Annotated in this window: 19 protein-coding genes and 2 pseudogenes; 14 read left to right on the top strand and 7 right to left on the bottom strand. The window is 66.9% G+C overall.

All coding sequences use genetic code 11. The features are described 5' to 3' along the window. Nucleotides 1–24: 24 nt before the first annotated feature. The 10 genes and pseudogenes from EPN51_RS05585 (at nt 25) to eccCa (ending at nt 14,595) form a co-directional block, all read left to right on the top strand. Nucleotides 25–2,004, top strand: coding sequence for an alpha/beta hydrolase (locus tag EPN51_RS05585; RefSeq protein ID WP_293038428.1), 1,980 nt, complete (start codon nt 25–27; stop codon nt 2,002–2,004). Nucleotides 2,005–2,145: 141 nt separating this feature from the next. Beyond that, complete coding sequence (locus EPN51_RS05580; RefSeq protein ID WP_293038379.1) at nt 2,146–2,475, top strand: DUF2563 family protein; 330 nt, start codon at nt 2,146–2,148, stop codon at nt 2,473–2,475. Nucleotides 2,476–2,721: 246 nt separating this feature from the next. Next, nucleotides 2,722–3,036, top strand: coding sequence for a hypothetical protein (locus tag EPN51_RS05575; RefSeq protein WP_293038377.1), 315 nt, complete (start codon nt 2,722–2,724; stop codon nt 3,034–3,036). A 25-nt stretch (nt 3,037–3,061) separates the two neighbouring features. Continuing rightward, nucleotides 3,062–3,714: pseudogene (locus EPN51_RS05570) on the top strand (hypothetical protein). Nucleotides 3,715–4,024: 310 nt separating this feature from the next. Then, nucleotides 4,025–4,582 (top strand): hypothetical protein, encoded by a 558-nt coding sequence (locus EPN51_RS05565; protein ID WP_293038371.1) that lies wholly within the window; start codon nt 4,025–4,027, stop codon nt 4,580–4,582. A gap of 1,459 nt (nt 4,583–6,041) precedes the next feature. Beyond that, entirely contained in the window at nt 6,042–6,743 is a 702-nt protein-coding gene (locus EPN51_RS28960) for a DUF5631 domain-containing protein (protein WP_366509389.1), read from the top strand. A gap of 128 nt (nt 6,744–6,871) precedes the next feature. Beyond that, the gene (locus EPN51_RS05555) at nt 6,872–7,780 is read left to right on the top strand and encodes a hypothetical protein (protein ID WP_293038366.1); all 909 of its coding nucleotides are present in this window, start codon (nt 6,872–6,874) and stop codon (nt 7,778–7,780) included. 273 nt (nt 7,781–8,053) lie between these two features. Next, nucleotides 8,054–8,890, top strand: a complete 837-nt coding sequence (locus EPN51_RS05550) for a transglycosylase (RefSeq protein ID WP_293038425.1) — start codon at nt 8,054–8,056, stop codon at nt 8,888–8,890. Between the two features lie 2 nt (nt 8,891–8,892). Continuing rightward, nucleotides 8,893–10,380, top strand: a complete 1,488-nt coding sequence (eccB, locus tag EPN51_RS05545) for a type VII secretion protein EccB (protein WP_293038363.1) — start codon at nt 8,893–8,895, stop codon at nt 10,378–10,380. 3 nt (nt 10,381–10,383) lie between these two features. Beyond that, the gene (gene eccCa, locus EPN51_RS05540; RefSeq protein WP_293038360.1) at nt 10,384–14,595 is read left to right on the top strand and encodes a type VII secretion protein EccCa; all 4,212 of its coding nucleotides are present in this window, start codon (nt 10,384–10,386) and stop codon (nt 14,593–14,595) included. On the opposite strand, the gene EPN51_RS05535 is transcribed toward eccCa, so the two are convergent. Then, nucleotides 14,579–17,431, bottom strand: coding sequence for an RND family transporter (locus EPN51_RS05535; RefSeq protein ID WP_293038358.1), 2,853 nt, complete (start codon nt 17,429–17,431; stop codon nt 14,579–14,581). The two genes, eccCa and EPN51_RS05535, sit on opposite strands and share 17 nt — an antisense overlap. Further along, on the bottom strand, nt 17,424–17,804 hold the full coding sequence (locus tag EPN51_RS05530) for a hypothetical protein (protein ID WP_293038355.1): 381 nt from the start codon (nt 17,802–17,804) through the stop codon (nt 17,424–17,426). The genes EPN51_RS05535 and EPN51_RS05530 overlap by 8 nt, the downstream gene beginning before the upstream one ends. A gap of 133 nt (nt 17,805–17,937) precedes the next feature. Here EPN51_RS05530 and EPN51_RS05525 point away from each other — a divergent pair, with 133 nt between their 5' ends. Continuing rightward, nucleotides 17,938–19,155: a histidine kinase gene (locus EPN51_RS05525; RefSeq protein WP_293038352.1), complete on the top strand. Its 1,218-nt coding sequence runs from the start codon at nt 17,938–17,940 to the stop codon at nt 19,153–19,155. Beyond that, nucleotides 19,152–19,808, top strand: coding sequence for a response regulator transcription factor (locus EPN51_RS05520; protein WP_293038349.1), 657 nt, complete (start codon nt 19,152–19,154; stop codon nt 19,806–19,808). Before EPN51_RS05525 ends, EPN51_RS05520 begins: the two co-directional genes overlap by 4 nt. A 4-nt stretch (nt 19,809–19,812) precedes the next feature. Here EPN51_RS05520 and EPN51_RS05515 read toward each other — a convergent pair whose 3' ends face one another. The 5 genes and pseudogenes from EPN51_RS05515 to EPN51_RS05495 form a co-directional block, all read right to left on the bottom strand. Next, nucleotides 19,813–20,073 carry a hypothetical protein gene (locus EPN51_RS05515; protein WP_366509387.1) on the bottom strand — a complete coding sequence of 87 codons (261 nt, stop codon included), beginning with the start codon at nt 20,071–20,073 and terminating at the stop codon, nt 19,813–19,815. 237 nt (nt 20,074–20,310) lie between these two features. Beyond that, nucleotides 20,311–20,487 (bottom strand): annotated as a pseudogene (locus tag EPN51_RS05510) (SRPBCC family protein); the annotation flags it as partial. A gap of 14 nt (nt 20,488–20,501) precedes the next feature. Next, nucleotides 20,502–22,262, bottom strand: a complete 1,761-nt coding sequence (locus EPN51_RS05505; RefSeq protein ID WP_293038343.1) for an amidohydrolase family protein — start codon at nt 22,260–22,262, stop codon at nt 20,502–20,504. 127 nt (nt 22,263–22,389) lie between these two features. Continuing rightward, nucleotides 22,390–23,526 (bottom strand): phosphotransferase, encoded by a 1,137-nt coding sequence (locus tag EPN51_RS05500; RefSeq protein WP_293038340.1) that lies wholly within the window; start codon nt 23,524–23,526, stop codon nt 22,390–22,392. Nucleotides 23,527–23,628: 102 nt separating this feature from the next. After that, nucleotides 23,629–24,249, bottom strand: coding sequence for a TetR/AcrR family transcriptional regulator (locus EPN51_RS05495; protein WP_293038337.1), 621 nt, complete (start codon nt 24,247–24,249; stop codon nt 23,629–23,631). 121 nt (nt 24,250–24,370) lie between these two features. Here EPN51_RS05495 and EPN51_RS05490 point away from each other — a divergent pair, with 121 nt between their 5' ends. Next, on the top strand, nt 24,371–25,507 hold the full coding sequence (locus EPN51_RS05490) for a hypothetical protein (RefSeq protein ID WP_293038335.1): 1,137 nt from the start codon (nt 24,371–24,373) through the stop codon (nt 25,505–25,507). Continuing rightward, nucleotides 25,504–26,583, top strand: a complete 1,080-nt coding sequence (locus EPN51_RS05485) for a phosphotransferase family protein (protein ID WP_293038332.1) — start codon at nt 25,504–25,506, stop codon at nt 26,581–26,583. The genes EPN51_RS05490 and EPN51_RS05485 overlap by 4 nt, the downstream gene beginning before the upstream one ends. The last annotated feature ends 2 nt before the right edge of the window (nt 26,584–26,585 follow it).

Genomic DNA, 26,585 nt, shown 5'->3' with positions numbered 1-26,585 from the left:
GATTTGGTCTGGACCGCCGCTGCGATGGAACTCCGCTACATAAGCAGCCCGTTTCTCGTCGCTGAGGCCGGCGGTGATCCGTGGGTGATCGACGCCAGTGTGCAGGCGGGGTGCCCGGCGCGGATCTCGGCTTTAGCGCGGGCCTTCCGCGACGCCGGGGTGAGCACCATCGAGGCCGCCGCCGCCTTCGACGCGGCACGACGTCGGTTCGAGGCGTCATGGAATCACCGGAACGGCGAGCATCCGATCAACGCCTCCGACGAAGTGCAACGGGTGACACGGACGCTAGGTCTGCAATCCGCGCAATTACCCGCGATCGCAGCCGATTTGGAGAACATCGCCGCCGCGCTGGCCGAAACCCAACGGACCTCGACGCGCTACATCACGGCGTTGGAATGCGACCTCGAGAACATCGACGACGAAATCTGCGAGAGTCTCGCCGACGGTGACCCCTGCGCCGCCGACGGCCTGCGCGCGGATGCCGTCGTCGAGACGAGGGCAATCGTGTTCGTCCTCAGTGACATTCGCGGGCGGTATTCGATGGTTCTTCGAGCCGCGCTAGGTGCTTTGCAAACAGACGGGGCCGACCCGGCGGAGCTCAACGGCGTCGACCAACTGTTGATCCCGCCGGAGGGCAGCGGCCCCGAGCAAGTGAAGCGGTGGTGGGATTCGTTGAGCGCCACGCAAAAACGCCTGCTGATCGATCAACATCCGCGCGAGTTGGGCAACCTCAACGGCGTCCCGGCCCAAGTGCGTGACTCGGTGAACCAGGCGGCGATGAACGACGACCTGCGCAAAGTCGAAGGGGCCGCCCGGCAGCGCGGGTTGGATCCCGAGACGCTGCGTGATACTGCCCTCAACAACCGGGATGCCGATGTATTCACCGACCCCACAATGTACGGTTTGCGCGCCACCGACATCACCAGATACCAGAATGCGGTCAAGACCAACGACTTCCTCACGCGCGACAAGGGATCCGACCCCGATCACGTGATCCCGATCATGCTCTGGGCGTACGACCCGCTGGCGTTCAACGGCAAGGGCAGGGCGGCCATCGCGATCGGCAACCCGGACAAGGCCCGGAACACGGCCGTCATGGTTCCGGGGACCAACAGCAGCGTCAGGGGTGGTTGGATGTCCGATGGGCCCGACGACGCCATCAACCTCTACGAGCAGTCGTTGAAGGCCGATCCAAACCGCCCCACCGCGGTGCTGGCCTGGATGGGTTACGACGCACCCGAATTCGACCATCCGCATTGGGAGCAGGCACTCACAGACCCAGCCAAACTCGAAGAGGTCGGGACTCCCTGGCGGGCGCGGCAAGCGGGTGCGCTGCTGGCCGCCGACGTCAACGGGCTGGGCGCCACGCATGACGGTCTCACCCCAACGCATGTCACCGTCCTCGGGCATTCCTACGGGTCCACGACCGTGGCCGACGCGTTCGTCAACAGCGGCATGCGCGCCAACGATGCGGTATTAACCGGTTGTCCGGGGACAGATTTGGCGCACAGCGGCGCCGACTTTCGTCTCGACGGCGGCAGGTTGTATGTGGGCGCCACTTCGACCGATGCGATCAGCTGGATCGGAGAGTCGGGGAGCGGCCTTCCGAATGGGGTCAACGAAACCCTCGGCGGACCGCTGGGCCCGTGGGCCGGGCTGGGCACCGACCCGGCTCACGCCGGTTTCGGAGCGGTGCGCTTTCGCGCTGAAGTCGCGGGCTCGCACAGCCTCACACCGTGGTTCACCGACCACGCGCACTATTACGACGTGGGCAGCGAAGCGCTGCACAACATGACCGAAATCGTCACCGGGCACGGCGATCGTTTGGCAGCCGAAGGCATGTTGGCGCCCGACCGAGCCCCAGCGCGGATTGCGCTTCCTCGTCAGGTCCACACCCCCGTGGGAACGGTTTTGCTACCGCATGTCGAGATTCAGATGCCCATCGTCGTCGACCCGGAGTGGGATCGCCCCGCGCGCTCGGTCACCAACGGCCATGGTTTCTAGAGGCGACCGCTGGGTGCGGTGAGGTTTGATTCGCCGAGCGGATTGCGGGTGAATTGACCGCGAGCCATGTGGCTTTTAGCCTGGTCAAAAGGTTGTGACGCCACTACGGACCGTGTGAGTGGAAGTTTGGAAGGAGTGCCGATGTTCGTCGATACGGAGCTTTTGCACTCCGGAGGCAACCAGTCGCACCGTGCCGGCGGGCACGCCCAAGAAGGGGCCGACCACCTGGCGGCAGGAACCGTGGCGTCGGGGATGTTCGGGGACTTCGAAGCGGCCGACACCTTTCACAACGCCGTCACCGCCGCGCACGGGCAGCACGTGAAAAACTTGCAGGACCACAGTGAGACGCTGACCGGTGTCGGCACGAAGGCGCACCACGCGGCCAACGGGTTCACCAATATGGATCAGCACAACGCCGCCGAAATGCGGGCGCTGCGACCGAGTTCCGGGACATCGGCACTGAACGCCTGAGGAAAGCCCGTGGCGGAAGAGCGGCCTTCTAATCCAGGTGCGGGCTCGCTTTCCGGTTGGGCACCGAGTTATCCCGCTCCGCCAGCGCAACGCTCACGGATATGGCCGGCAATCGCCGTGGGCGCCGTCGCTCTGGCTTTGGTGGCGACGGTGATGGCAGTCGTCGCATTGGCTGTGGCTACGACACGATCGTCGAGTTCTGGTTCGGCGCCTACCGCCACGGCGCCCACCTACGGTGCTACGGAAGTGTCTTCGGCGCGCCAGAAGTTGTGTGATACCTACGCACTGGCCTCGCGTGCCGTAGCGGTTGATACGAATGGCAACGATCCCGCGCTGGCGCGTATCGCGCTCACCAACGCCGCCGCGATGCTCGACAGCACCGCCGCCGATCCGGCGGTCGCCAACAAGCATCGAGATGCGGCACGTGCACTTGCGACGGCCTATCGCACGCTTACCGTGAAGAGTAGTAGCGATGCCTTCGGGGAGCCCGAATACAGGGCAGCTCTGAATGATGTCGGTGTTGAGGATGCCGCGATGAAGAAGATATGCGGGGTTAGCTGACATACTTCCGGACGGGTCGAGGTGATTGATCGTTGGTCAGTTAGCTGTTCAACTATTGGAGCAAAGTCTTCGGGAGACGATCTCGGAGGGGCGTGCGGACTGTGAGGAGGACATATGACGGGGGACTTGCCTCCGGCTCCTGGAGAGAGACCGCCCACCGGCCCGCCTAGTTCTACACAATGGGCACCCGTATTTCCCAGTCAGCCACCGCCACGCCCACGGGCATGGTTCGCCACTGCGTTGGCAGCGGTCGCTGTTCTGTTAGCCGCCGCAGCCCTCGTTGTCGCCCTGACGCGATCTACGAGCAGTCAGTCAGCTGGCCCCCCAACCACTTCAGCGACACCTTCCTACACCGCGGAGCAAACTGCGGCGGCGCATCAGAAGTTGTGCGACGCTTACAAGCTCGCCGCGCGTGCAGTGCAAATAGAGACTAATGGCACCAATCAAGCGTTCGCAGGGATTGCGACAGTGAACGGAGCAGTGATGCTGGAAAACGCTGTGAACACCAGTCCGGGGCTCGCTCCGAGTGAACGCGCCGCGGCCCTTGCGTTGGCTGAGGCGTACAGCAACGTCGCCGCTACAGCTAGCTTGGCAGAGGGCCAAGATCCGGCTTGGCAAGCTGCGCTCAACGATGCCAATACCAAGGATGCTGCGATGAAGAAGGTGTGTGGGGGGTAGGTCCCCGCTTGGTGGACACTACCGCCGCGATCGCTCTTCTATCGGTCCGACGCCGGTAATGGGCGTGGAGGCCCAGAGACAGGCTATTCAGGGAGCGCCGGATGCGGCGGGAACGATGTGGGCAGTGTAGGTTGCGCCTGCCTTGTCTGCGCAATCGCCAATGACGTGTTAGCGAGTGGGCAAAAGAGGGCGAGCAGACCGCACAGCCCGGTGAATTGCTGCCACCCTTCGCGTGCCTCACTATTGACGCTGTAGGGCACGGGCATTCGGCAGATAATGCGGAATCGTATGGCGGCCAAAGGGAGGACACATGGTGGGAGACCCGCCTTCGGGCTTTAGCCAGGGGCCGGCCCCAGCCCCCCAGTCGCCCGCGGGGAACTGGCCACCACATTATGTCGAGCAGCCCGCGTCGCGCTCACGTCCATGGCTGGCGATTGCGGTAGCGGCGACAGCCGCTGTGGCTGTCACCGCACTGTTTGTCGCATCGACGCGGAAGACGGATTCGCATTCGTCAGTGACCACCACTACCGTGCCCACTCATACCCATGCGGAAACCGCGGCCGCACAACAACAGCTGTGCGACACATACAAACTGGCGGCCCGCGCCGTGCAGGTCGACACGAACGGAAGCGACAAGGCACTGGCTCGAACCGCCACTACCAACGCCGCCGTCATGCTTGAGAATGCATCCGCTGACCCGGCCCTCGACGCGCAACACCGCGATCCCGCACGCACCCTTGCTACCGCGTACCTCACAGCCACGGCGAAGGCCACCAATGGTGTTGCCGCCGACGCTGAGTGGCGGGCCGCACTTGACGACGTCATTGCAAAGGATGCCGCAATGAAACAGGTATGCGGTGGCGGTTGACCTTCCACCCGGCACCTGGACGGCTGCACTAATTGGACCGTGGTGGCCAGCGCCATCGACGGCCCTGCGAGCCGGTGCCCAACATTGGGGCGAAGCATGTGTGGAGCAGCAGCTCTATTCGCAGACGTTACGCAGCCAGTGGACATCATTCGCGGCGCACAATCAGGGTCACACGGCGGACGACCTTATAGACCGATTCCAACAGGGCGAGAAATTTCACTTGGATCTCGCTGAGAAGTACCAGGCAAAGGCGTCGGCCTTCAATTCGGCTGCTGACGCCACCGACTATCTACGAAGTCGATTGTCGGACATAGCGAATACGGGGAACAAAGAGATCAATGAAACCCTCGCTTCGAAGAAGCTTCCTCCGGAAAAGTTGGCCGAAATACAGGCGGTTCAAACGCGCTGTAATGCCGATGCTGCGAACGCTAGTCGAGACGCGGTCGACAAGATGATGGGGGCGACACAAAAGATCCTCAATGCTGAAGGTGTGGGCGGTGATGCTCGGGCCTGGGCGCGCGCAAACGGTTTCAACCTTGATGACGCTTCGGCACCGTCCCAGCTCACGGGCGTCGACTTGCATTCTCCGGGAGGTGCGTTGACGGGGTCGCCAGCTGTCGGTGGTGGCGGCGGCCATGGTGGCCAGGGGTCAGGCAGCAGTGGTCCGGCTGCACCACCGCCAGCGGTCAGCGGCCTGCAGGGACATGGCACACTACCGCCAGGCGGCGGTGGTGCGGCTGGGCCAGCACAAGGTGGCGGAGCGGTCAGTGGACTGCAGGGCCACGGTGCGCAGTTCCCAGGCGCATCACCAGCCGTGTCGCCTGCTGGCTCAGTCTCCCCCGGCGGCACCGGAACGGTATCGCCAGGAATGCCGGGCGTTCAGGGCGGCGGCATGCCTATATCGCCAGCCGGCCTAGGGCAGGGCCCCCAGCCCAACCTGGCCCAATCTTTCACATCCGGCCTCGCGACGGGCCAGGCGACCGGCCCTGGGGGGCAAGCGTTTTCGGCGGGGACATTAAATGCGCTCGATAGCGGGGCGCCTCAAACTCCCCAAGCGACGCCGGCAGTTACGCCGACCGTGCCCAGCGCCGGAGCATTCATCGCGGGAACACCTCCCGTGGACGCACCCCCGGCCACGGCATCCGCGCCGTCGACCACGGGCGGTGCCACTCCGGTAGCGCCGGCGGTGATGACCGGGGGTTCGTGGTCGTCGCCCGCAGCGACCGTCGGGGGCGGTCCGTCCGTTCCTTCGGGGTCGTTGCCCGCCTACGGTTCTGACCTGCGTCCACCCGTTGTGGCGTCCCCGTCGATGCCTTCCGTCCCGGCCGGTCCGGTCTCGGGCGCACCGGTAGCGCCTTCGTCGGCGTCGTCCCCGTCGGCGGGCGGACCGCTGGTTTCGCCAGTAGAGCGGAGCGCTTCAGCAGCTGCTGCGGGGCAAGCCGGCGCGGGTTCGTCGGCGATGGCCAGCGCATCGGCGGCGTCCGCGGCAACTGGCGCGACGGCGGGCGCGGCGTCCGCAAGGGCGGCCGAACAGCAGCGACTCCAGCGGCTCGTCGACGCGGTCGCTCGTCAGGAACCGCGGCTGTCGTGGGCGGCCGGGCTGCGCGACGACGGCACCACCACGCTGCTGGTCACCGATCTCGCCGGCGGGTGGATTCCGCCTCACGTCCGCTTACCCGCCCACGTAACGCTGCTCGAGCCGACGGCACGGCGCCATGACGCCAACGTCATAGACCTGCTCGGCGCCATCACGGTCGCGGCCGCTCACCACGCCAACACCTATGTCGCCGAACCGGGTTCCGATGCACCCGCGCTCAGCGGTGATCGACCGGCACGCTCGGCCGCGCCTCAAGTCGATGAGCTCGGGCCAACGCTGGTCGAAGCGGTGCGCCGCCGCGACGGGCTGCCGCGGATCGCGCAGGCTGTCGCGGCGCCCGCGGTGCGAAAGACCGGTGTTCTGGATAGCGAAAGCGAGCTGTTGCGCGAATGCGTCACCGAAATTCAGCACGAGGTGCTGGCGTCATATCCCAATCACGACCCGGCGTCTGTCGGGGATTGGATGCTTTTAGCGGCGATCGAGGCGTTGATCGACGGCCAGGAGTACCTCACGAATTACCACATGTCATGGTTTGACGCGATCAGCCACCGAGGCGGTTCGTAGCGGGTCCTCAATCGTCGGGTGAATACCGTTCGTGGCGCTTTGTGCCAAAATGACGGTACGAGTAATCGGCAGCGCCTGGATAAGCCTCGAACGTTTGCGGGCTTTCCGACTGGGGTGGAGGTGAGATTGTGGGTACTCCCGGCGGACCCATCCGATCAGATTTGCCAACTACATTTGGGCTAGTTGGCGGACCACCAGCCAATATCCCCAGGCCGGGTCCTACTGCGCCGGGCGACCCATCGCCCGTCGGCGGTATGCAAGGAGCAGTTGGAGCAGCCGGTAACGCTGGCGTTCCCCAAGACGCCGCGGACGCGGCAGCGGCGGACGCAGACCGCCGCGCGCATGCCGCCGATGCCGCGGCGAAATTCCCGGCCAATGAGGCAAATGGACAGCAAGAGATGCAGATGATCCAGCAGATGCTGTCCAGCGTGACGGGTGCCCTCGGTGGCGCGATGGGCGGCGTCATGGGCCCGATGACCCAGCTTCCACAGCAGGCGATGCAGGCGGGCCAGAGCGCCCTCCAGCCGCTGATGAGCGCGGTTCAGGGCGCCCACGGCGCCGCGAGCCTCGCCGACAATGCGCATCTGGTCGAGAGCGTCGGAGGTGGCTCCGGACTGGGCGGCGGTTCGGGTGGCGGTGGTGGCCTCGGCGGCGGTGGCACGGTGCCGGCCAGCTCCTTGGGCCCGCCGCCGGTGCCGGCATCATCGCCGCCGACCACGCCTGCCGGCGCCAAGGTCCCGATCATGCCGGCAACCGGCGGGATGCCCGCCATGCCCGGACAGACCGGAATGACCGGGATGCCGATGATGCCGCCGGGCGCGATGGGCGCCGGCGGCGAAGGCGGCAACAAGGACAAGCCGGTCGAGAAGCGCGTGACGGCCCCGGGTGTGCCCAACGGCCAGCCCGTCAAGGGCCGCCTGACAATCCCGCCGAGCGCTCCGGGCGCCAAACCCGGCGAGGCCAAGCCGACGGTGGTCACCAATAGACCCAACCGCCGGATCGTGATCATGCCGTCCGAGGACGAGCCGAAGGATTAGCCCCATCCCGCCGAAAGGTGAGTGGTCGCGTAGTTCGGCCGCCAGTAATGTCGCGGTGTAATCGCGGCCGGCCGACCCCACGTCATATTGGGTTGCCCGTTATTGACAGCAGAACTGTCGATACGTGCATGCTATTAGGTACGTCTGCAGCGACCGCGGAATCCGCGGCCAGGAGGGTGTGGGAGTACTAACTCGAGTGTCCGGCAAGGATGCGGCGCCGGGACGGCGCGCAGGTGGATTGGGGCGGGTAAGTCGATGACCGATCCCCTGAGAATGCAGGCGGTCGCGGCCTTGGCGCGTGGCCACAATCTGTTCGCGGGCACTCCGACAAGTCCGCGCGTCGGTGACGCGCCGGAGCGGACGGACGCGCTATCGCGCCACGCAGGTGCGCTGCCACGCGCGGCAGCGACCCGGTCGGGCGCCTCAATAAGGCGGCTAACTCACATGAGCCACACCGACCGAGCGCTCTTGGAGGTCATCGCGGCGGCGCGAGCCGATCACGCGCATGGCCGGGCGGCGACGCGGACCGTACTCGACGACGCCGAGGCAGACGCGATGCCGGCCGCCGATACGCCGATGGGCCGGCGTGAGGCCATGGCGCGCACGGCGACAAGGCTGCGGACCCAGCATCGGCACATCACCAAATCCCGACGGCGGGCAAGGTTGCTCGTGCGGCGACTGCGACGCCTGCACTACCCGCAAGGGCGGTCGATGCACAGAAACCAGACCAGCGGCCGTCCAGCGGTTTTGTCTGCCATCCGTAAAGCGCTGGATATCAAGGGTATTCACGACCCGGCGGCGCGTGCCCGCTGGGAACGCGGCATGGATCTGGTGGCCCGCCGCGAATCCGGCTACAACGCGAACGCGGTCAACAACTGGGATTCCAACGCGGCGCGGGGCACACCCAGCAAGGGCGCCTGGCAATTCATCGCGCCGACCTTCGCGGCCTATCACCAGCCGGGAACCTCGCGTGACATCCATAACCTCGTCGCACAGGCGTGCGCGTTCATCAACTATGCGATGGGCCGCTACCGCGTTGCCGCCGACGCGTCGAATCTCGCCGATCGGATTCAGCAGGCCGATCCCCACCGATCACCCAAGGGGTATTGAGCATGCCGCTGAGTTTGTCTAACCGCGACCAGAACTCCGGGCACCTGTTCTACAACCGGCGCTTGCGGGCGGCAACCACTCGCTTCTCGGTGCGCATGAAACACGATGACCGCAAGCAGACCGCCGCGCTGGTGTTATCGGTCCTCCTGGTGGCCATCGTCTCGGGCTGGATGCTACTGCTGAATGTGCTGAAACCGACTGGCATCGTAGGTGATTCGGCGATCATCGGCGACCGGGATTCCGGGGCGCTCTACGCCAAGATCGACGGCCGGCTGTACCCTGCGCTGAATTTGACATCCGCGCGACTGGCGACGGGGACGGCGAATCAGCCGACATGGGTGAAACCCGCTGAGATAGCGAAGTATCCGACCGGGCCGCTGGTCGGCATCCCGGGAGCGCCTGCGGCGATGCCGGTCCATCGGGGTGCGACCTCGGCCTGGGCGGTATGCGACACGGCGGGCCGCCCGCGCAGCCCGGAAAGGCCGCTGGTGACCTCGATCGCCGGCCAATTCGATGCCTTCGACCGCGCCACACCGCTGAGCGAAGATGCCGGCCTGCTGGTCACGTTCGAGGGCAACACTTATGTGATCTGGGGCGGCAAACGCTCCCAGATCGACCCGGTGAACCGAGCGGTCACCTTGAGTTTGGGGCTCGACCCGGGAGTGACGCTGCCGGTGGAGATTTCGCGGGCGCTGTACGACGCACTGCCTGCGACCGAACCGCTCGGCATCCCCCAGGTACCCCTGGCGGGCACCCCGTCGACGTGGGTCTCGGGCTCGCAGGTCGGCGCGGTGCTGCAGGCCCAAACCGCCAGCGGCGGCAAGCAGTTCTACGTCCTGTTGCCCGAGGGCGTGCAAAAAGTCACCAGCTTCGTCGCGGATCTGTTGCGCAGCGCCAACTCCTACGGGTCGACGGCGCCGCGCCTGGTGACGCCCGACGTGTTGGTCAACATCCCCGAGGTGACCTCGCTGGCCGTGGACTACTACCCGACCAAGCGCCTCAATTTCATTGACACCGCTGCCGATCCGACCACCTGCGTCGGCTGGGAGAAGGCGTCGACGGACCCACGGGCCCGCGTCGTGGTCTATAACGGGCGCGGGCTGCCGACGCCGTCCTACCTGGACAACCGGATCGTTCATTTGGTGCGTGACGACCGCGACCCGGCGTCGGTGGTCGCCAACCAGGTCCTGGTGTTGCCGGGTGCGGCGAACTTCGTGACGTCGACCAGTGGCGTGGTCACCTCGGATTCCCGGGAATCGTTGTTCTGGGTCTCCGACAACGGGGTTCGGTTCGGGATCGCCAACGACGAGACGACGCTGCGGGCGCTCGGGCTTGATCCGGGCTCGGCGGTGCAGGCGCCCTGGCCGCTGCTGCGGACTTTCGCTGCGGGGCCCGCGCTGTCAAGGGAGGCGGCGCTTTTGGCGCGCGACACCGTGCCGGCGCTGGGCAAGGTGGCTGTGGTGACGACGTCGGCGAAGCCGGGAGGCTAGAGAATGTCCAAGAAAGCGTTCCCCATCAACCGCGGCAAGATCGAGCCGCCGAAACCGGTTCGGGTAGCACCCAGCGCACCGATCGCGCTGCCGGAACGCGAGCCGCGCAACATCTGGGTGATGATCGGGGTGCCGGCGCTGATCGTCGCGCTCATCGGCACCATCGTCATGCTCTACGTCTCCGGTGTCCGCAGCCTGACCACGGGGTTCTTCCCGCTGATGGGCATCGGCGCGTTCAGCATGCTGGCGTTCTCCGGCCGCTTCGGCCGAGCCCGCAAGATCACCTGGGGCGAAATGGAAAAGGGCCGCCGCCGCTACCTGCGCGACCTCGACAGCAACCGCGACGAGATCCAGACTGCGGTGTGTGCGCAACGCGAATGGCAGAACTCCGTGCACTCCGACCCGCGCGGCCTGGGCGCCATCATCGGGGGCCCACGCATGTGGGAACGTGGCCGTTCCGACGCGGACTTCCTGGAGGCGCGGCTCGGCACCGGCGTGCAGCACGCACCGGACTCGGTGCTCTCGGTGACCTGGCCCGACATCGCGTCCGACGAGGAACTCGAACCTGTCACCGGGCAGGCCCTGCGCGATTTCATCTTGGAGCAGCGCAAGATTCGCGACATCGCCAAGGTGGTGAACCTTCGGTCGGCGCCCGGATTCAGCTTCGTCGGCGAGGACCTGGACCGCCTGCGGTCACTGATGCGCTCGGTGTTGTGCTCGCTGGCGGTGTTTCACAACCCGCGCGACGTCAAGCTGATGGTGGTGACGCGCAACCCCGAGGTGTGGTCGTGGATCGTGTGGCTGCCGCACAACCTGCACGACGAACTCTTCGACGCGTGCGGGTTTCGGCGCCTGGTCTTCGCCACACCGGAGGAACTCGAAGAGACCCTCGGCGCCGAGCTGCACATGAAAGGCAAGCGCGGCGCATGGACTCCGCCGGCCGCGGCCAGCCCCACCGCCATGGGTTCGACGCTGGAAACCGCCACGGCCGCGGTCGATTTGGGCCCTCATCTGGTGATCGTCGACGACAACACCGGCAGCCCGGATGCCTGGGAGAGCGTCGTCGGTCAGGTCGGCAAGGCGGGAATCACCCTGCTGCGCATCGCCTCACGGGTCGGTGCCGGTGTGGGCTTCGCCGCCGACCAGGTGTTCGAGCTCAGCGAGCGACACAGCCCACCCAGCGGCTCGGTCAACGGCGAAGTCGCCCTGCATCGGAACGGCTCGGACTCCGACGGGGAAGACGGCCGCCCGGCGCCGTTGCTGCGGGTGCGCAACAAATTTTTCGCCCACGCCGACCAGCTCTCCGTGCACCGCGCCTACCGGTACGCGCGGGCGATGGCCCGCTGGTCGCCGACCAGCCGCAGCGAGATCACCGATTCGGTCAGTGGCGCAACGGAATTGCTGCGGGCCCTGGGGATCAACGACCCGCGAGACCTGGACGTCGACCGGTTATGGGCCGAGCGGCGCGGCCGCGGCGACGAGCGCTGGTGCGAGGTCCCGGTCGGGGCCAAACCCAACGGCGAGCTGCAGAACGTCACCATCCGCGCCAAGGACTTCGGCGGCTTCGGGTTCCACTCCGTGGTCATCGGTACCAGCGGCTCGGGCAAGTCGGAGTTCTTCTTGTCGTTGGTTTACGGCATCGCGTTGACGCATTCGCCGGAGACGTTCAACGTCATCTTCGTCGACATGAAGTTCGAGTCGGCGGCCCAGGACATCCTGGGTATCCCGCACGTGGTGGCCGCGCTGTCGAACCTCGGCAAGGACGAGCGGCACCTGGCCGAGCGGATGCGCAGGGTCATCGACGGTGAGATCAAACAACGCTACGAGCTCTTCACCTCGGTGGGTGCGCGCGACGCCAACGACTACGAGGAGATCCGGCTCGCCGGACGCGACCTGCCGCCGGTGCCGGTCCTGCTCGTCATCGTCGACGAGTACCTGGAGCTGTTCGCCAACCACGAGAAATGGATCAACCTCATCATCCACATCGGTCAGGAAGGCCGCGGCGCCAACGTCTTCTTCATGTTGGGCGGCCAGCGCCTGGACCTATCCTCGCTGCAAAAGGTCAAGTCCAACATCGCCTTCCGGATCGCGCTGCGTGCCGAGTCCGGCGACGACAGCCGCGAGGTGATCGGCTCCGACGCCGCCTACCACCTACCGTCCAAGGAGAACGGTTTCGGCCTGCTGAAGGTGGGGCCGCGCGATCTGGACCCGTTCCGCTGCTTCTACCTCTCCGCCCCCTTCGTGGTGCCCAAGACCAAGGAAGTCGCCGCGACCGTCGACATGACCCTGACCAAACCCCGGCTATACAACTGGCAGTTCCAGCCGCTGGACGCCGCCGACGCCACGGCGTTGGAAGCAGCCGCCGCCGTCGACGCCGAGCCCGACGAATTCCTGTACTACGAAGACGGTTTCAAGCGGAAGAAGATCGTCGACGTCCTGCGGGAGTCGTTGCACAGCGTCCCGCACCGCTCCCCGCGCCGGCCCTGGCTGGAGCCACTGGAGGATCCGGAGTCCATCGACGTCCTGGTCGCGGGATACCGGGGCAAGCCGTGGCATGTCGACTACGGCCGCAACGCGGGCCTGATGTTCCCGGTGGGTGTCATGGACATTCCCGAGGAGTCCAAGCAGGTCGTGCACGCGGTCGACGCGCTGCGCAGCAACGTGATCCTGGTCGGCGCCAAGCAGCGCGGTAAGACGACCACATTGATGACGCTGATGTGTTCGGCGGCAACGATGTACAGCCCCGCGCGCGTCACGTTCTTTTGCATCGGTGGCGCGACTCTTGCCCAGGCCACCTCGCTACCGCACGTCACCGACATCGTGTCGCCGAAGGACGCCGAGGGCATCGAACGCATTTTGAGCAGCATGGACGCCTTGATCGATGCGCGCGAAGACTCGTTCCGGCGGCTCAAGATCGATCTCGACGGTTTCCGGGAGCGCCGGTTCGGGCCCGGCAGTGACGGGCTGGGGGGCACCGACCCCAATGACCCGTTCGGCGATGTCTTCGTGGTGGTGGACGACTACGACGACCTGTATTCGAAAGACACCATGCTCGGTGACCGCATCATCTCGTTGAGCAGCCGCGGTCCCGAATACGGGGTGCACGTGATGTGCAGTGCCGGCGGCTGGATTCACGGGCAACGGCAGAGCCTGTTGCAAAATGCCACGGCGCGAATCCAATTGCGGTTGGCCGATCCGAGCGAGAGCCAGATGGGGCACTCGTCGCTCGAGTCGCGGGACGCGGCACGACGGACGCTGAGCCGTCCGGGCTTCGGGTTGACGGACAGCTTGCACGAGCTACGCGTCGGCATGCCGGCCCTGACCGACCCGGCCACCGGCGCGATGGTCAGCATCGTCGACGTCGGCGGCCGCATCGCGGACGTCGCCGGTGTGACCAAGCACGCGACCCTGCAGCGGCTGCCGCAGCGGGTGGAACTCAAGGCGATCCTGGAGTACGAGGCCGCCCACCCGACCGGTGACGACCTGTCGATCTCGTTTGCCATCGGCGAACGCCACGAATTGGGACCGGTGCCCATCAAGCTGCGCGAAAGCCCGGGCTTGATGATCCTGGGTCGGCAAGGTTGTGGAAAAACCTTGTCGCTGGTGGCAATCGGCGAGGCGATCATGAACCGCTTCAGCCCCGAGGAAGCGCAGCTGACCCTGATCGACCCCAAGACCGCGCCGCACGGTCTGCGCGATCTGCACGGACCCGGTTACGTGCGCGCCTACGCCTACGACCAGGACGAGATCGACGAGGTGATCACCGCACTGGCCCAGCAGGTACTGCTGCCCCGACTGCCTCCCAAGGGCTTGAGCCAGGAGGAGCTGCGCGCGCTCAAGCCGTGGGAAGGCGCGCGGCACTTCGTGCTCATCGACGACGTCGGAGACCTGCGCCCCGATCAGAGTTACCCGCCCAAGCCGCCGGTTGGCGCCGCGTTGTGGAAGCTGATGGAACGTGCCCGCCAGATCGGCCTGCACGTCTTCACCACTCGTAACAGCGCGAACTGGGCGACGCTGCAAATGGATCCGTGGATCAGGTTCCAGAACTCGGCGAAAGTGGCCCAACTGTATATGGATAACGACCCGCAGAATCGGATCAACCGAAACGTTCGCGCGCAGGCACTGCCGCCGGGGCGTGGGCTGTTGGTGAGCGCGGACGGCGATGTCGAGGGCGTGCTGGTCGGGTTGCCATCGTCGGTCATATCCCCGCAGTAACCAGCTGCGGCTCAGGCGTTTTCACCGCCTCGGCCAGCGTGCGGCGGGGGAGTGGACTCGGCCACCAGAACCACCGGCCCAGCAGCGCCACGATGGACGGCACGACGAACGCCCGCACCACGAGGGTGTCCAGCAGCAGCCCGACCGCGATGGTCGTGCCGATCTGTGCGATGCTGAGCACGCTGCTACTCAGCAGCGCCAGCATGGTCAGCCCGAAGACGATGCCGGCGACGGTGACCACCCCGCCGGTGCCGCCGAAGGCGCGAATGATGCCGGTCTTGAGGCCCGCCGCCGCTTCCTGTCTGATCCGCAACGCCAGCAGCAGGTTGTAGTCGGCGCCGACGGCGATCAGCGCGATGAATGCGATCGGGGCCACGGCCCAGTGCAGATCCTGGTGAAGCAGGTGCTGCCAAATCAGCACGCTGGCACCGACGGCCGAGGCGTAGGACAAAACGACCGTGCCGACGACGACGAGCCCCGCGACCGGGCTGCGCAGCATCGTGGTGACGATCAAGAAGATGAGCACCAGCGCGGCACCCACCAGCAGCGTGGTGTCACTGGCGACGAAGCGCTGCAGATCGGCGGTCACCGGTCCGACGCCGGCGAGGTCGACCTCGACCGGCGTCAGGGTGCCCTCCTTGGTGCCCTCCTTGATGGCGGCGCGAACCTGGTCTGCCCGGTTGGCGCCATCGGCGCCCCACTCCGACCCGTCGCCGTAGACCAGCAGGTAAGCGGCACGGCCGTTCTCGGAAACCAGGTGGCCCAGCGCGGCGGTGTACCGAGGATCGGTCAGCGCCCGCTGTGGCATGTAGAAATCCGCCGCGGCGCTGCCCTGGAACTGCGTGGCGATCTCATTCAGGTAGTCGGTCAACTGACGCATCTGCGGTCCCAGCGTGTCGGTCAGACCCAGTAGGTCATGGGTAGCCGAACGTGCTTGTCCCAACGCGTCTTTCATCGCGATCACGCTTTGCGGCAGGCCGGCCATCGCGGTGGCGGCCGTGCTCGAGCCGCTGGTCAGTTTTGCCGCGCCCGCACCGAGGCGCGTCGAGGTCTGCACCAGGCTGTCGACGGGTTGCAGCACCCGGTCCACCGTCGAGCAGATCGGGTTGACGGCGCAGTCGGGGGTTCGCCCGACGAAGTCCCGCAACGGGTCGAGGTAGCCCGACACCGTCGTGACGTTGCGCTGCAATCCGTCCATACCGGCGCGCATGTCTTCGGCGGCACCGGACACGCCTGCCAAACCCGCGCTGCCGCCGCGTAACCCGTCGCCGAGGCCGTCCACCGCGCGCTGGGTCTGCGCCAACGCACCGTCCAGCTCGGAGACCCGCTTCAGACGCTGGGTCAGCGAGTCCATGGTGTCACCGAACTGGCGGCCGAGCACACCGGCCTGATAGCTCAGCGTCGCCTGGTCGGGCACCTTGCCGTCGGGCCGGCTGGCGGACTGCACCGCGCGCACACCCGGGACGGCCATGATGTGGCGGGTGATCCGCTCGATCGCGATCAGGCCGGCGGGGTTGCGCAGGTCGTGGTCGGCCTGGATCGCGATGACGTCGGGTAGCAGCGAGTTCGCGGCGAAATGCCGGGCGGCGCTGGCATAGCCGCGGTTGGAGTCGGTGGACGACGGGGTGGCGGCGGGCTCGTTGAAACCGATCCGCATGCCGGCCACCGGCAGCGCGATCAGCAGGGTCGACCCCAACGCGGCGGCCAGAATGGGCCCGGGCCAGCGTGCCACGGCTGTTCCGACGCGACGCCAGCGCCGCGCCGTTGTCGATGGCCGCGGTTCGAGGTATCCGCGTCGCACCGCGAGGCCCATCAGCGCGGGCGTCAGGGTCAGCGCGGCCACCATGGTCGCCAGAATGCCGATGGCGCAAGGCAATCCGGCGCTCCGGAACGAGCCCACGTGGGCGAACACCAGGCATGCCAGCGCCACCGACACGGTCAGTGCCGATCCGATCACGACCGGCGCGATGGAGCGGTAGGCCTGCGTCAACGCCCGCCCCGGTGCGACGCCCCGGCGACGGCCTTCGTGATAGCGGCCGACCAGGAAGATCGCGTAGTCCGTACCGGCGCCCAGCGTCATGGCCGCCATGAGCGCGACCGAGAACAGCGACACCTCAACCACATTGGCCTGGCCCAGCGCGGCGACGATGGCGCGAGCCAGGGCCAGGGCAAGCCCGACCGAGATCAGTGGAATCGCGGCGGCCACCGGCGAGCGGTACACCATCAGCAACAACAGCAGGATGAGACCGATGGTGGCGGCGGTGATTCCGAGCATCTGTCGATCGATCGCGGAGAATTCGTCGACGATCGTGGCGCCGGGGCCTGTGACATGGACGTCCAGGCCGGCCGGCGGTGAAAGCCTCTGGGCGGTGGCGCGCACGGCATTCACCGAATCGCGGGCCTGCGCGGTGCCGAGCATCCCGGCGAGCCGCACCATCACGCTGACGGCCTGGCCGTCCGGGCTCTGCGCGCCGGCGGCCGTCGCGGGCTGTGACCATAGGTCGGTCACCGCATAGACGTGACGCCGATCCGAACCCAGCGTCGTCGTCAACGCGTCATAGAACTGGCGGTCACGCGGTGTCAGCCGCTGATCTCGTTCCAGCACAACGTAAACGAAGTTGTTGCTGGGGGTCTGGTTGAACAGTTGCGCGGCCCGGGCGGCGGCCACCGCGCTGGGTGCGGTGGGAGGCATGAAGGATCGGGCATGGGAGTCGACGACTCGTTCCAGTTGGGGGACCGCCAGATTGGCTACCCCCGCCGCCAGGACCCACAGCCCGATGACCAGGATCGCGTACCGACCGGTCAGTCGCGCAAGCATCCCCGATCGGTCATGCAACGGTCTGCCGATCTCCGGCGGGCCCGCCGAAGAGGCTCACGGCCACATGTTCGCCGCGCGACAACGACCGCACCCGCACCGACCGGCGTGTCCCGATCTTCACCAGCGCGTGCAGGCCGGGCTCGGCGGCCTCGAGATCGGCCCGCACCTGTTCGGCCGACGCGCCCTCGTGCGCTGCCTGGTCCAGCTTGGCCACCAGCATGGTGATCCAGCGCTGGCCGAGCGAAAGCATCAGGCCTTCCTCGTCGCCGAACAGTTCGGGCACCTCGGATGAGTTGTCGATCAACGCGAGTGCCGCCTGCGGGTCCGTCTCGGCGGCCTCGATCACTTCGGCCATGAAGGCCATACGGTCGTGCAGCAGTGTCCATGTCATGACTCGACGTTAGGAAAACGGCCGCCTGCTCCGCGTCGTGCCAAAGTGCAGTCTTTGTCTCCTACCACGGGTGGAGACGGGTGCCGCCCGCAGGAGGATGTGGCGAGGCGCCGAGCTCTTCTAGGATTGGACGATGTTGCGCGCCGCAGCGGATCACCTGCGGGAACAGCTTCGCCGACGCAGCGAGCTGATTCCCGTCGGCATCACCTGGACGTCGTTGATCGCCGTGGACGCCACCGAACTGGTCGCCGGCGTGATCGCGATGCTGCAGCGACCGGCCTCCGACCTGCCCGTCGCACTGGCCGCGATCGCGGTATCCATCTCGCCGACGCTGTTGTTCTTCTTCTTCAACTTGAAGCTCAAGCCGCTGGTCATGTGGGCGACCTGGTCGGCGGCCACCGCCATGATGCTCTTCGCCACGTCGACGCCCGTGCACGCCGATTTCGCCCCCGCGTTCTTGGTGCTCATGGTGCTATCCGTCGCGACGTTGAGCTCCGTCGCGGGTGGCTTCCTGGCGACCGTGTGGGCGGCGGGGCTGCTGCTCGTCGCGTCCGCGCTGCACCGCCTCGACGCGGTGGCGCTGTACCTGGGGTTCATCGCGGCGGGTTGGCTGCTCGGCTACATCATGCGCACCCAACGGCTGCTGATGGCCGAACAAATTGAGGCGCAGAAGATGTTGGCCGAGCACGCCGCCGCCGACGAACGCCGGCGCATCGCGCGCGAAGTGCACGACGTCATCGCGCATTCGCTCAGCATCACCCTGTTGCACGTGACCGGCGCGCGCCGCGCGCTGCAGCAGGACCGCGACGTCGACGACGCGGTCGAGGCGCTGGAGCAGGCCGAGAAACTCGGCCGGCAGGCGATGGCCGACATCCGCCGTACCGTGGGGCTGCTCGACAATTGGCCGACCAAATCGGCGGCGACCGCTCCCGAACCCGGCATCGACGACGTCGCGGCGCTGGTCGAGGGCTTTCAGCAGGCCGGCCTGGCCGTCACCCTGTGCGTCGAAGGCCCCACCGATCACGTAACGGCCGCGGTCGGTCTCGCGCTCTACCGCATCACCCAGGAGTCGCTGGCCAACATCGCCAAGCATGCACCCGAATCGAGATCGAGTGTGGTGCTCGATATTTCACCGGCATCGGCTCGGCTCGCCGTCAACAATCTGCTCCCGGTCGCAGTCGTGGCCGCGCGATCGCCGGAGGGGCGCGGCTTGCGCGGCATGCGCCAGCGCGTCGACCTGCTTGGCGGTGCGCTTGACGTCGGCCCGACGCGGGACGGGTGGTCGGTGTGCGCCGAGATACCGGTGCAGGAAGGTGACACCGCCTGGCGCCCATGGTGGTGCAAGCAATGACCGACCCCGCCCCGGAAATCACCGTGCTGCTCGTCGACGACCAGGATCTGGTGCGTTCGGGCCTGCGCCGGATCCTGCGCCGCAAGGACGGTTTCGTCATCGTCGGGGAGTGTGCCGACGGTGACGAGGTGCCCGAGGCGGTGGCCGAGCACCGACCCGACGTCGTCGTGATGGATCTGCGGATGCGCCGCGTCGACGGCATCGAGGCGACCCGGCGGCTGGGCGGCCGGCCGCCGGTCCTTGCGCTGACCACCTTCAACGAGGACGAACTGTTGTCCGGGGCGCTGCGCGCCGGCGCGGCCGGCTTCGTGCTCAAAGATTCTTCGGCCGAGGAGCTGATCCGCGCGGTGCGCGCGGTCGCCAGGGGAGACAGCTACCTGGATCCCGCGGTGACCTCCCGCGTGCTCACCACGTACCGCAAGGCGGCCCCCGGCCCGCGCGGCACCGCGATCGCCGAGCTGACCACCCGTGAGCTCGACGTCCTGACCTTGATCGGCCAGGGCCTGTCCAACACCGAGATCGCCGGCGAACTCTGCATCTCCGGTGTCACCGTCAAAAGCCACATCGGGCGGATCTTCGGCAAGCTCGACCTGCGCGACCGCGCCGCGGCGATCGTCTACGCGTACGACAACGGCGTCGTCGCCCCGCGCTGATGAGCTAAAGCGTCGCCGATTGCTCCGTCAGGTTCAGCAGGACGTAGGCCACGCACATGAGGAAGTTCAGCACCACCATGATCAGGCCCGCGAGCATCAGTGAACGGGTTCCGCGTTGCTTGAGCCGCTTGTATTTCGCGACGCGCGCTTCGCGGTTCAACTGGATCGCGATCAACGCGAAATTCACATTGAACACTTCTTGAGCGGCCAGCGGCGCGCCCGCCAGCATTTCCCGCAGCCGCTCCGGTGCCGTTCGAACACCCACCCGTTCGAAACGGTGGCACAGCCGCCGCGCCCGCCTTTGGCGGAGCGTGTGACATCGCAGCCGTAGCTGCCGCGAAAGTTGCCCTCGATCGTCCCCCCAGGGGTAAGACGGGGTCATCACAAGCCGGATTCTAAATCGCCGGGGGCCGTTTTCGCCGCGTGTACACGAATTATGTTGAGACAGCTTGAGTCCTCGGGAAGCCGGTTATTTGCTGTGCGGGTCGATTCCACGCCACGGTCACTCGTCGGCGGGCAGGTCGAGGTAGCGCTCCAGGTTGCGGTGCATGTTGATCACGCGGCGCTCCTCGCTGGACAGAACCAGATGCGTGAAGCCGGGCTGGTGCATGCCGCGCTGCAGCCCGGGGAGCACCGCGATGTCTTGGGTGAGCACGATCCCTGGCTCGGCTGCCTCGGCCATCGAGCGAGTTCTCAGCGCGCTCCGCGGACCAGCCGCCCGGGGCGGGCCCCGGTGTCGACGTCTTTGCGGCGGGTGACGGTTCCGCTGACGATGGTCGCCGCATAACCGCTCGCGCCCTGCAGGATGCGGTTTCCGCCGGCCGGCAGGTCGAACGCCATCGCCGCCGGGTGCAGGGTCAGCGCGTCGATGTCGATGACGTTGATGTCGGCCTTCTTGCCCGGTTCGATGGTGCCGCGGTCGGTGAGGCCGAACAGGTGGGCGGTGTCGCGGGACTGCTTGCGAATCACATATTCCAGCGACAGCTTGTCGCCGCGGTGCCGGTCCCGGGCCCAGTGCGTGAGCAGAAAGGTCGGATAGGAGGCGTCACAGATCATCCCGCAGTGGGCGCCGCCGTCGGACAGGCCGAGCACCCCGGCGGGATGGAGCATCATCTCGCGGATCGCATCGTGGTTGCCGTCGGCGTAGTTGAACAGCGGCAGCATCAGCATGGAGGTCGCGTTGGACTCGAGCATGAGGTCATACAGCGTCGACAGTGGGTCCTCGCCGCGGGCCTCGGCGATCGCGGCGACGGTGCGCTCCGGTGTCGGCTCGTAGTCGGGCGGGTTGCCCAGCGCGTACAGGCGCCGCAGCGAGTGCTGCACCAAAGCGAACATCCCGTCGAACAACAGGGTCGGGTCCACGGGCAGGTCGTCCTCGGACAGGATCGCCGCCTTCACCGCGGGGTCGGTCAGCCGCTGGGCGAGCTCCTCGCGGCTGCTCTCGGCCTTCAGCCGGCGGTAGGTGGGCCGATGGCTGAAACCGTGATGGCCCTGGAAACCGATCATCATGCCGAACGGACGCGCCGCGATCTGCGGGTACAGCCGGGCGCCCGCCGCGTGCGCATCCGCGGACAGGTCCAGCATCTCGCGCCACAGCTTCGGGTCGGCGTCCACCTGGATGAGGGCGAACGACACCGGGCGGTCGATCTCGCGGCTCAGCCGCCGCATCCAGTCCAGTTCTTTCCTGGGGCCGATGATGTCTTCGCCGGCGGCGCCCTGCGGGGCCAGCTCGAACACCGCCTGACCGCCGGCCGCCATGGCGCGGCCCAGACCGAACAGTTCTTCCTCGGCGGCGAACGTGCCGGGAACCGGTTCGCCGTCCATCGCGCGGTGCCCCATCGTGCGCGACGTCGAGAAACCGAGCGCGCCGGCTTCGATCGCCTCGCGAACCAGGCGGCCCATCGCCTCGATGTCGTCGGCGGTGGCCGGCTCGTTGCGGGCACCCCGGTCGCCCATCGCGTAGGCGCGGATGGCGCCGTGCGCGACCTGGCTGCCCACGTCGACGGCGAACTTGTGCTTGTCGATCGCGTCGAGGTACTCGGGGTAGGTTTCCCAGCCCCAGGTGATGCCCTCGGTCAGCGCGGTGCCGGGGATGTCCTCGACACCCTCCATCAGCTCGATCAGCCACTGCTCGGTGCCGGGCCGCACGGGCGCGAAGCCGACGCCGCAGTTGCCGGTCACGATCGTCGTGACGCCATGGCCGCTGGACGGTTCCAGCAAGCTGTCCCACGTGACCTGGCCGTCGTAGTGGGTGTGGATGTCGACGAAGCCGGGGGCCACCACATGACCTGTGGCATCGATGGTTTCGGCAGCCTCCCCGCTCATGGCGGGGTCGTCGGCGAAGCGGCGGACGACGTCGACGATCTTGCCGTCCTTGATGCCGACGTCGGCGCGGTAGCGCTGCGCGCCCGTGCCGTCGACGACGGTTCCGCCGGTGATCTTCAAGTCGAACATGAAAACTCCTCTTCGCGGCCGCGGGCCGCCTTGGAGGGTTGTGTGGAAATTACGCAGCATTTCGCTACGGTAAGTAGCGTAACTCGTGGCGCGGCGAAGGCAATAGCTTCAGCGGAATTCGCAAGCCCTACAGGGAACTCTTCAGGGCGGCGACGGTTTCCAGATCGTCGAGCGCGGCGACGCCACGCCGCACGCCCTCCATGGCGATGTCTTCGACCTGCATTCCGCCCATTCCGGCGGTGATCAGCGGTGCGACATAGGCGTACAGCGCGCTCTGGCGGAACCGCAGCCACAGGTCGTCGGGGTCCAACTCGGGGCCGCCGGCCGCCGCCAGCGCCCGCCGGTAGTCGTCGAGGAGGTCGCGTTGGCTGGCCTGCCGGTCCTCCGGGGTCAGGCTGGTGATCAGGGTGTAGGCGAGCTCGCGGGTGGGATGACCCCGCCGCACCGCCTGCCAGTCCAGCAGGCCGGCCTTGCCGCCGTGGAAGTACATGTTGCCCGGATGGGCGTCGCCGTGCATGACGGTGTGGGGGGGAGTGTCGATGAGCGCGGCGACGGCGCGGTAGTTGTCGGCGATGAACGCGCCGTTCTCCACGGGAATCGTGGTGCGTTCGGCGAGGCGCTTGATCGAGGTGTGCATCAGGGAACCGGTCAACAAGGACGTCACGTCGCCCGACGGTGTGTACAGCCAGCCCAACGGTCCGCGTCCGTCGCGCGGCAGCCGGCCCCAGAACGTGGCGTGCAGGTCGGCCAGCAGTTCGATGACGAGGCTGGCCTGATCGGTCGACAGCGGGTGCAAGGTGTCGGGGAACTCGCACGACTCGGCCGGGAGATCCTCCAGAACCAGCAGGTACCGGCCCGTCCACGCGTCGAACGCCGCGCCGTGGCAGTAGGGCGCACCGACGACCTGCGGCGCGAGCTGGCGGTAGAAGCGCACCTCGGTGTGGCCGAGCCGGCCGAGCTCACCCATCAGGCGGGTCGCGGCGGTCTCCGCCGCGGCCTTGACGAACACCGACTCCGGGACGTCTTTGCCGGTCAGCACCAGCCGGGCCCGCGACGACGTGCCCGCGTCCCTGCTCAGCACGCGGACCGACCGGACGGTGGTTCCCATGACGCGGGACAGGACCGCGGGATCGATGCTTTCGATCGTCCGCGGCAGGCCGAACCGGCCGCCCACGACCGCGTCGGTGGCCACCCGGCCCGCGCCGCGGCCCAGGTGAGCGGCCAGACCGAGGAAGGAGAAAGCGTGTTCCACGGGAGTTTTCATGCCCATCCATCCCGGCTTCCAGGCCGACCGCGGTGCCGCGTTCTCCACACCAACGCCGTCGGAGAAAACCAATTGAACGTCTGGACATCAGACAATATACGATTATTGTCTGATCTGTGGCACCAAGGCCCTCACCACGAGTTGTTCGACGAATTCTCGTTTGTCGGCGGCGGGGCGGTATCGCCACGAGGGCGCCAGCAGAAACAGGGTCGCGCTGTGCAACCACTGGACGATCGACCGGAAATCGACGTCGGGGTACAGCAATCCCGCCGCTTTCCAGCGCTCCAATAACGGCCCGTAATGGCGCAGCAGCAGCTCGACGATCGGTTCGGAACCCTTCTCGAGCGCCGAGGCCACCGCGGTGCTCTCGGCCGCGAACAGCGCTTCGTTCAGCAAGTTGCCGTCCACCGATTCCACCCGCGCCAGCACCATCTCGGGCACCGATCGAACGGGGTCGTCGGGGGTGGGCAGCGAGCGCACCAGCTCGCCGAGCGCGGTGTCCACACGCGTCAGCATCAGACCCAGCAGGACATCGTCACGGCCGGGAAAGTAGCGGTACACCGTCGAGCGTGACACTCCGGCCTCGTCGGCGACCTCTCCCATGCGGAATTGGGTGTTACCGCGCCGGACTATGCAGCGGCCGGCCGCATCCAGGATCCGTCCACGGGCCTCCTCGTCATCGAGGATCGCGCGGTCGTCGCCCCACCGCCGGCTCGGTTCCATGCCGGGGATGTTACGGGATGTGTTGTGCTGCTTCGGTATCGGATGCCATTGGGGACCGATCGGGGTTCGGTGACGAAACATCTTGCAGCGCAGGGACGAACCCAGCCAGAAAGGCCGATTGATGGCGTACTCCGCCGCGGACGAATCGTTCACCCACCAGCTTCCGACCACCTTCGATCAGGTGCACGATCCCGATCCGACGTGGTCGGATCGGTGCTACTTCTTCGCCGCAGCACCGGACGGCACCATCCTGCTGGCCAGCGGCTACGGCAACAACCCGAACACCGGCAGCGGACTGGGCTACGTCAAGGTCAGCATGGCCGACGGCCGGCACTGGGACCTCCTGTCCGGGCGGCCCGTCACCGGTGCCGACCGCGGCGACCTGAGCGCCGGGCCGATGCGCTGGACCTGCATCGAGCCGCTGAAGAAGTGGCGATTGGACGTCGAGCCCAACAACTCGGGAATCGAGTGGGAGCTCTACTACGAACCCACCGCGCCGATGTGGGAGCTGTTGCCCATGAAGGTGCGCGGGAAGGACGGCCAGCTGGTGGCCGACATGTATCACATGAAGGAGCCGGGGCGATGGAGCGGCTGGGTGACGATCGACGGCGAACGCGTCAGCGTCGACGGCTTTCACGGCGGCCGTGACCGCACCTTCGGCATGCGGGTCTCGGACAAGATCGACTTCTGGTTGTGGCTCGATGCCGGGTTCGGCGACCATGCCATCGAAGCGTGGATCATCGAATCCTCGGACGGCACAGTCAATTACGTCGACGGCGGTATCACTTACGCCGATGGGACGCTATCGAAGCGGTTCGTCAAGATCGAGCACCAGGTCGAATTCGACGGCGCCCGCAAGCGGCCCACCCGCGCGGTGCTGGTGTTCACCGACGAGGACGGCGACGCCCATCGCGTGGTCGCCGAGTCGGCCCACCTGGGGGTCAACGCCTACTACGGGCTGCCGATGGCGCACTGCCAATACGAAGACCTGGGCGGCGGCGCTTACTTCATCTATTTCGCTTGGGACAGCGGCGATCCCGACCAATTGTCCGAAACCGAGGGCAAATCGATGGCGCTCGACCAGTTGATGCGGTTCGAGTGCGACGGCGACACCGGTTGGGGCATCTTCGAATTGCTGCTCGGCGGGCAGCGCTACCCCCGCTACCCCAACTGGACGGCGATGGATATGTCCGCCTTCACCCAGGACAAAACCCCGGTCGATCGCCTGCCGGCGGACAGCCAAGGGATTCAGCAGTGACGCTGGGCGCCGATCTGGAACGTCGGCTGAGCGCCTGGGTGCGCACCCAGGCGCCCGATGCCGACGACGTCCGTCTCGAGGGCATCGATCGGGTGAGCTTCGGGCACTCGGCCGAGATGATGACGTGCAGCGTCGTGTGCCGCCGCGCCGGCCGGGACGACCGGCAGGACGTGGTGTTGCGGCTGCGCCCCAAACCGCCCGCGCTGCTGGAGCCCTACGACCTCGCACGCCAGTTCGCCACCCTGCGCGCATTGGCGGACACCCCGGTCCGGACGCCGCGGGCGCTGTGGCTCGAGCCGACCGGCGAGGTCCTCGGTCGGCCGTTCTTCGTGATGGAACGGGTCGCCGGCGAGGTGTACGAAATGGAGGCGCCGGCCGGTGCCGCCGATGACACGGTGGTCCGCATGTGCCGGAGCCTGGTCGAACAGCTGGCCGCCATCCATGGCGTCGACCTCACCCGCACTGGACTGGACGTCCTCGACGAGGGCGCCAACCACCTGGACCGCGAACTGGGTCACTGGGCGGCGGAGATGAACCGGGTCAAGCGCGACCGCCTGCCCGCCCTGGAGCGCCTGCATCGCGCTCTGCTCGCCGGTAAGCCCGAGCCATGCCCGAGGATCACGCTGGTGCACGGCGATGCCAAACCGGGCAACTTCGCGTTCACCGCCGGCGAGGTCAGCGCGGTCTTCGATTGGGAGATGACGACCGTCGGCGACCCGCTCACCGACATCGGCTGGCTCGAGATGCTGTGGATGCAACCGGTCGGGATCAACAGCCACCCTGCGGCGCTGTCCATCGATGCCCTGCTGGCGCACTACGAATCGACCAGCGGAATCCAAATCGCGAACCGGTCCTGGTACCGGGCCTTCAACGCCTACAAGATGGCCGTCATCTGCCTCATCGGTGCGATGCTCGTCGAGGACGGGCACAGCGACGATCAAAAACTGGTGCTCGCCGCCTACGGAACCTCGCTGCTGACCAAAGCCGGGCTCACCGACCTCGGCATCGACGAACCCCTCGACGACGGCCCGGTGCTGCCGCGCGAAGAACGCATCGCGCAGGTGCTGGCCGGATAGGC

This window comes from Mycobacterium sp., assembly GCF_004298145.1.
In the GTDB taxonomy this organism is placed as follows: Bacteria; Actinomycetota; Actinomycetes; order Mycobacteriales; family Mycobacteriaceae; genus Mycobacterium.
The sequence above is the reverse complement of the archived record's forward strand: the minus strand, read 5'-3'. Positions and strand labels throughout refer to the sequence as shown.

Coding starts and splice junctions, on each gene's coding strand:
- EPN51_RS28960 (WP_366509389.1), top strand. CDS start 6,042: ATGGCCAGCGCATCGGCGGCGTCCGCGGCAACTGGCGCGACGGCGGGC.
- EPN51_RS05490 (WP_293038335.1), top strand. CDS start 24,371: ATGGCGTACTCCGCCGCGGACGAATCGTTCACCCACCAGCTTCCGACC.
- EPN51_RS05520 (WP_293038349.1), top strand. CDS start 19,152: ATGACCGACCCCGCCCCGGAAATCACCGTGCTGCTCGTCGACGACCAG.
- EPN51_RS05505 (WP_293038343.1), bottom strand. CDS start 22,262: ATGTTCGACTTGAAGATCACCGGCGGAACCGTCGTCGACGGCACGGGC.
- eccB (WP_293038363.1), top strand. CDS start 8,893: ATGCCGCTGAGTTTGTCTAACCGCGACCAGAACTCCGGGCACCTGTTC.
- EPN51_RS05580 (WP_293038379.1), top strand. CDS start 2,146: ATGTTCGTCGATACGGAGCTTTTGCACTCCGGAGGCAACCAGTCGCAC.
- EPN51_RS05495 (WP_293038337.1), bottom strand. CDS start 24,249: ATGGAACCGAGCCGGCGGTGGGGCGACGACCGCGCGATCCTCGATGAC.
- EPN51_RS05525 (WP_293038352.1), top strand. CDS start 17,938: ATGTTGCGCGCCGCAGCGGATCACCTGCGGGAACAGCTTCGCCGACGC.
- EPN51_RS05585 (WP_293038428.1), top strand. CDS start 25: ATGGAACTCCGCTACATAAGCAGCCCGTTTCTCGTCGCTGAGGCCGGC.
- EPN51_RS05500 (WP_293038340.1), bottom strand. CDS start 23,526: ATGAAAACTCCCGTGGAACACGCTTTCTCCTTCCTCGGTCTGGCCGCT.
- eccCa (WP_293038360.1), top strand. CDS start 10,384: ATGTCCAAGAAAGCGTTCCCCATCAACCGCGGCAAGATCGAGCCGCCG.
- EPN51_RS05530 (WP_293038355.1), bottom strand. CDS start 17,804: ATGACATGGACACTGCTGCACGACCGTATGGCCTTCATGGCCGAAGTG.
- EPN51_RS05550 (WP_293038425.1), top strand. CDS start 8,054: ATGCAGGCGGTCGCGGCCTTGGCGCGTGGCCACAATCTGTTCGCGGGC.
- EPN51_RS05565 (WP_293038371.1), top strand. CDS start 4,025: ATGGTGGGAGACCCGCCTTCGGGCTTTAGCCAGGGGCCGGCCCCAGCC.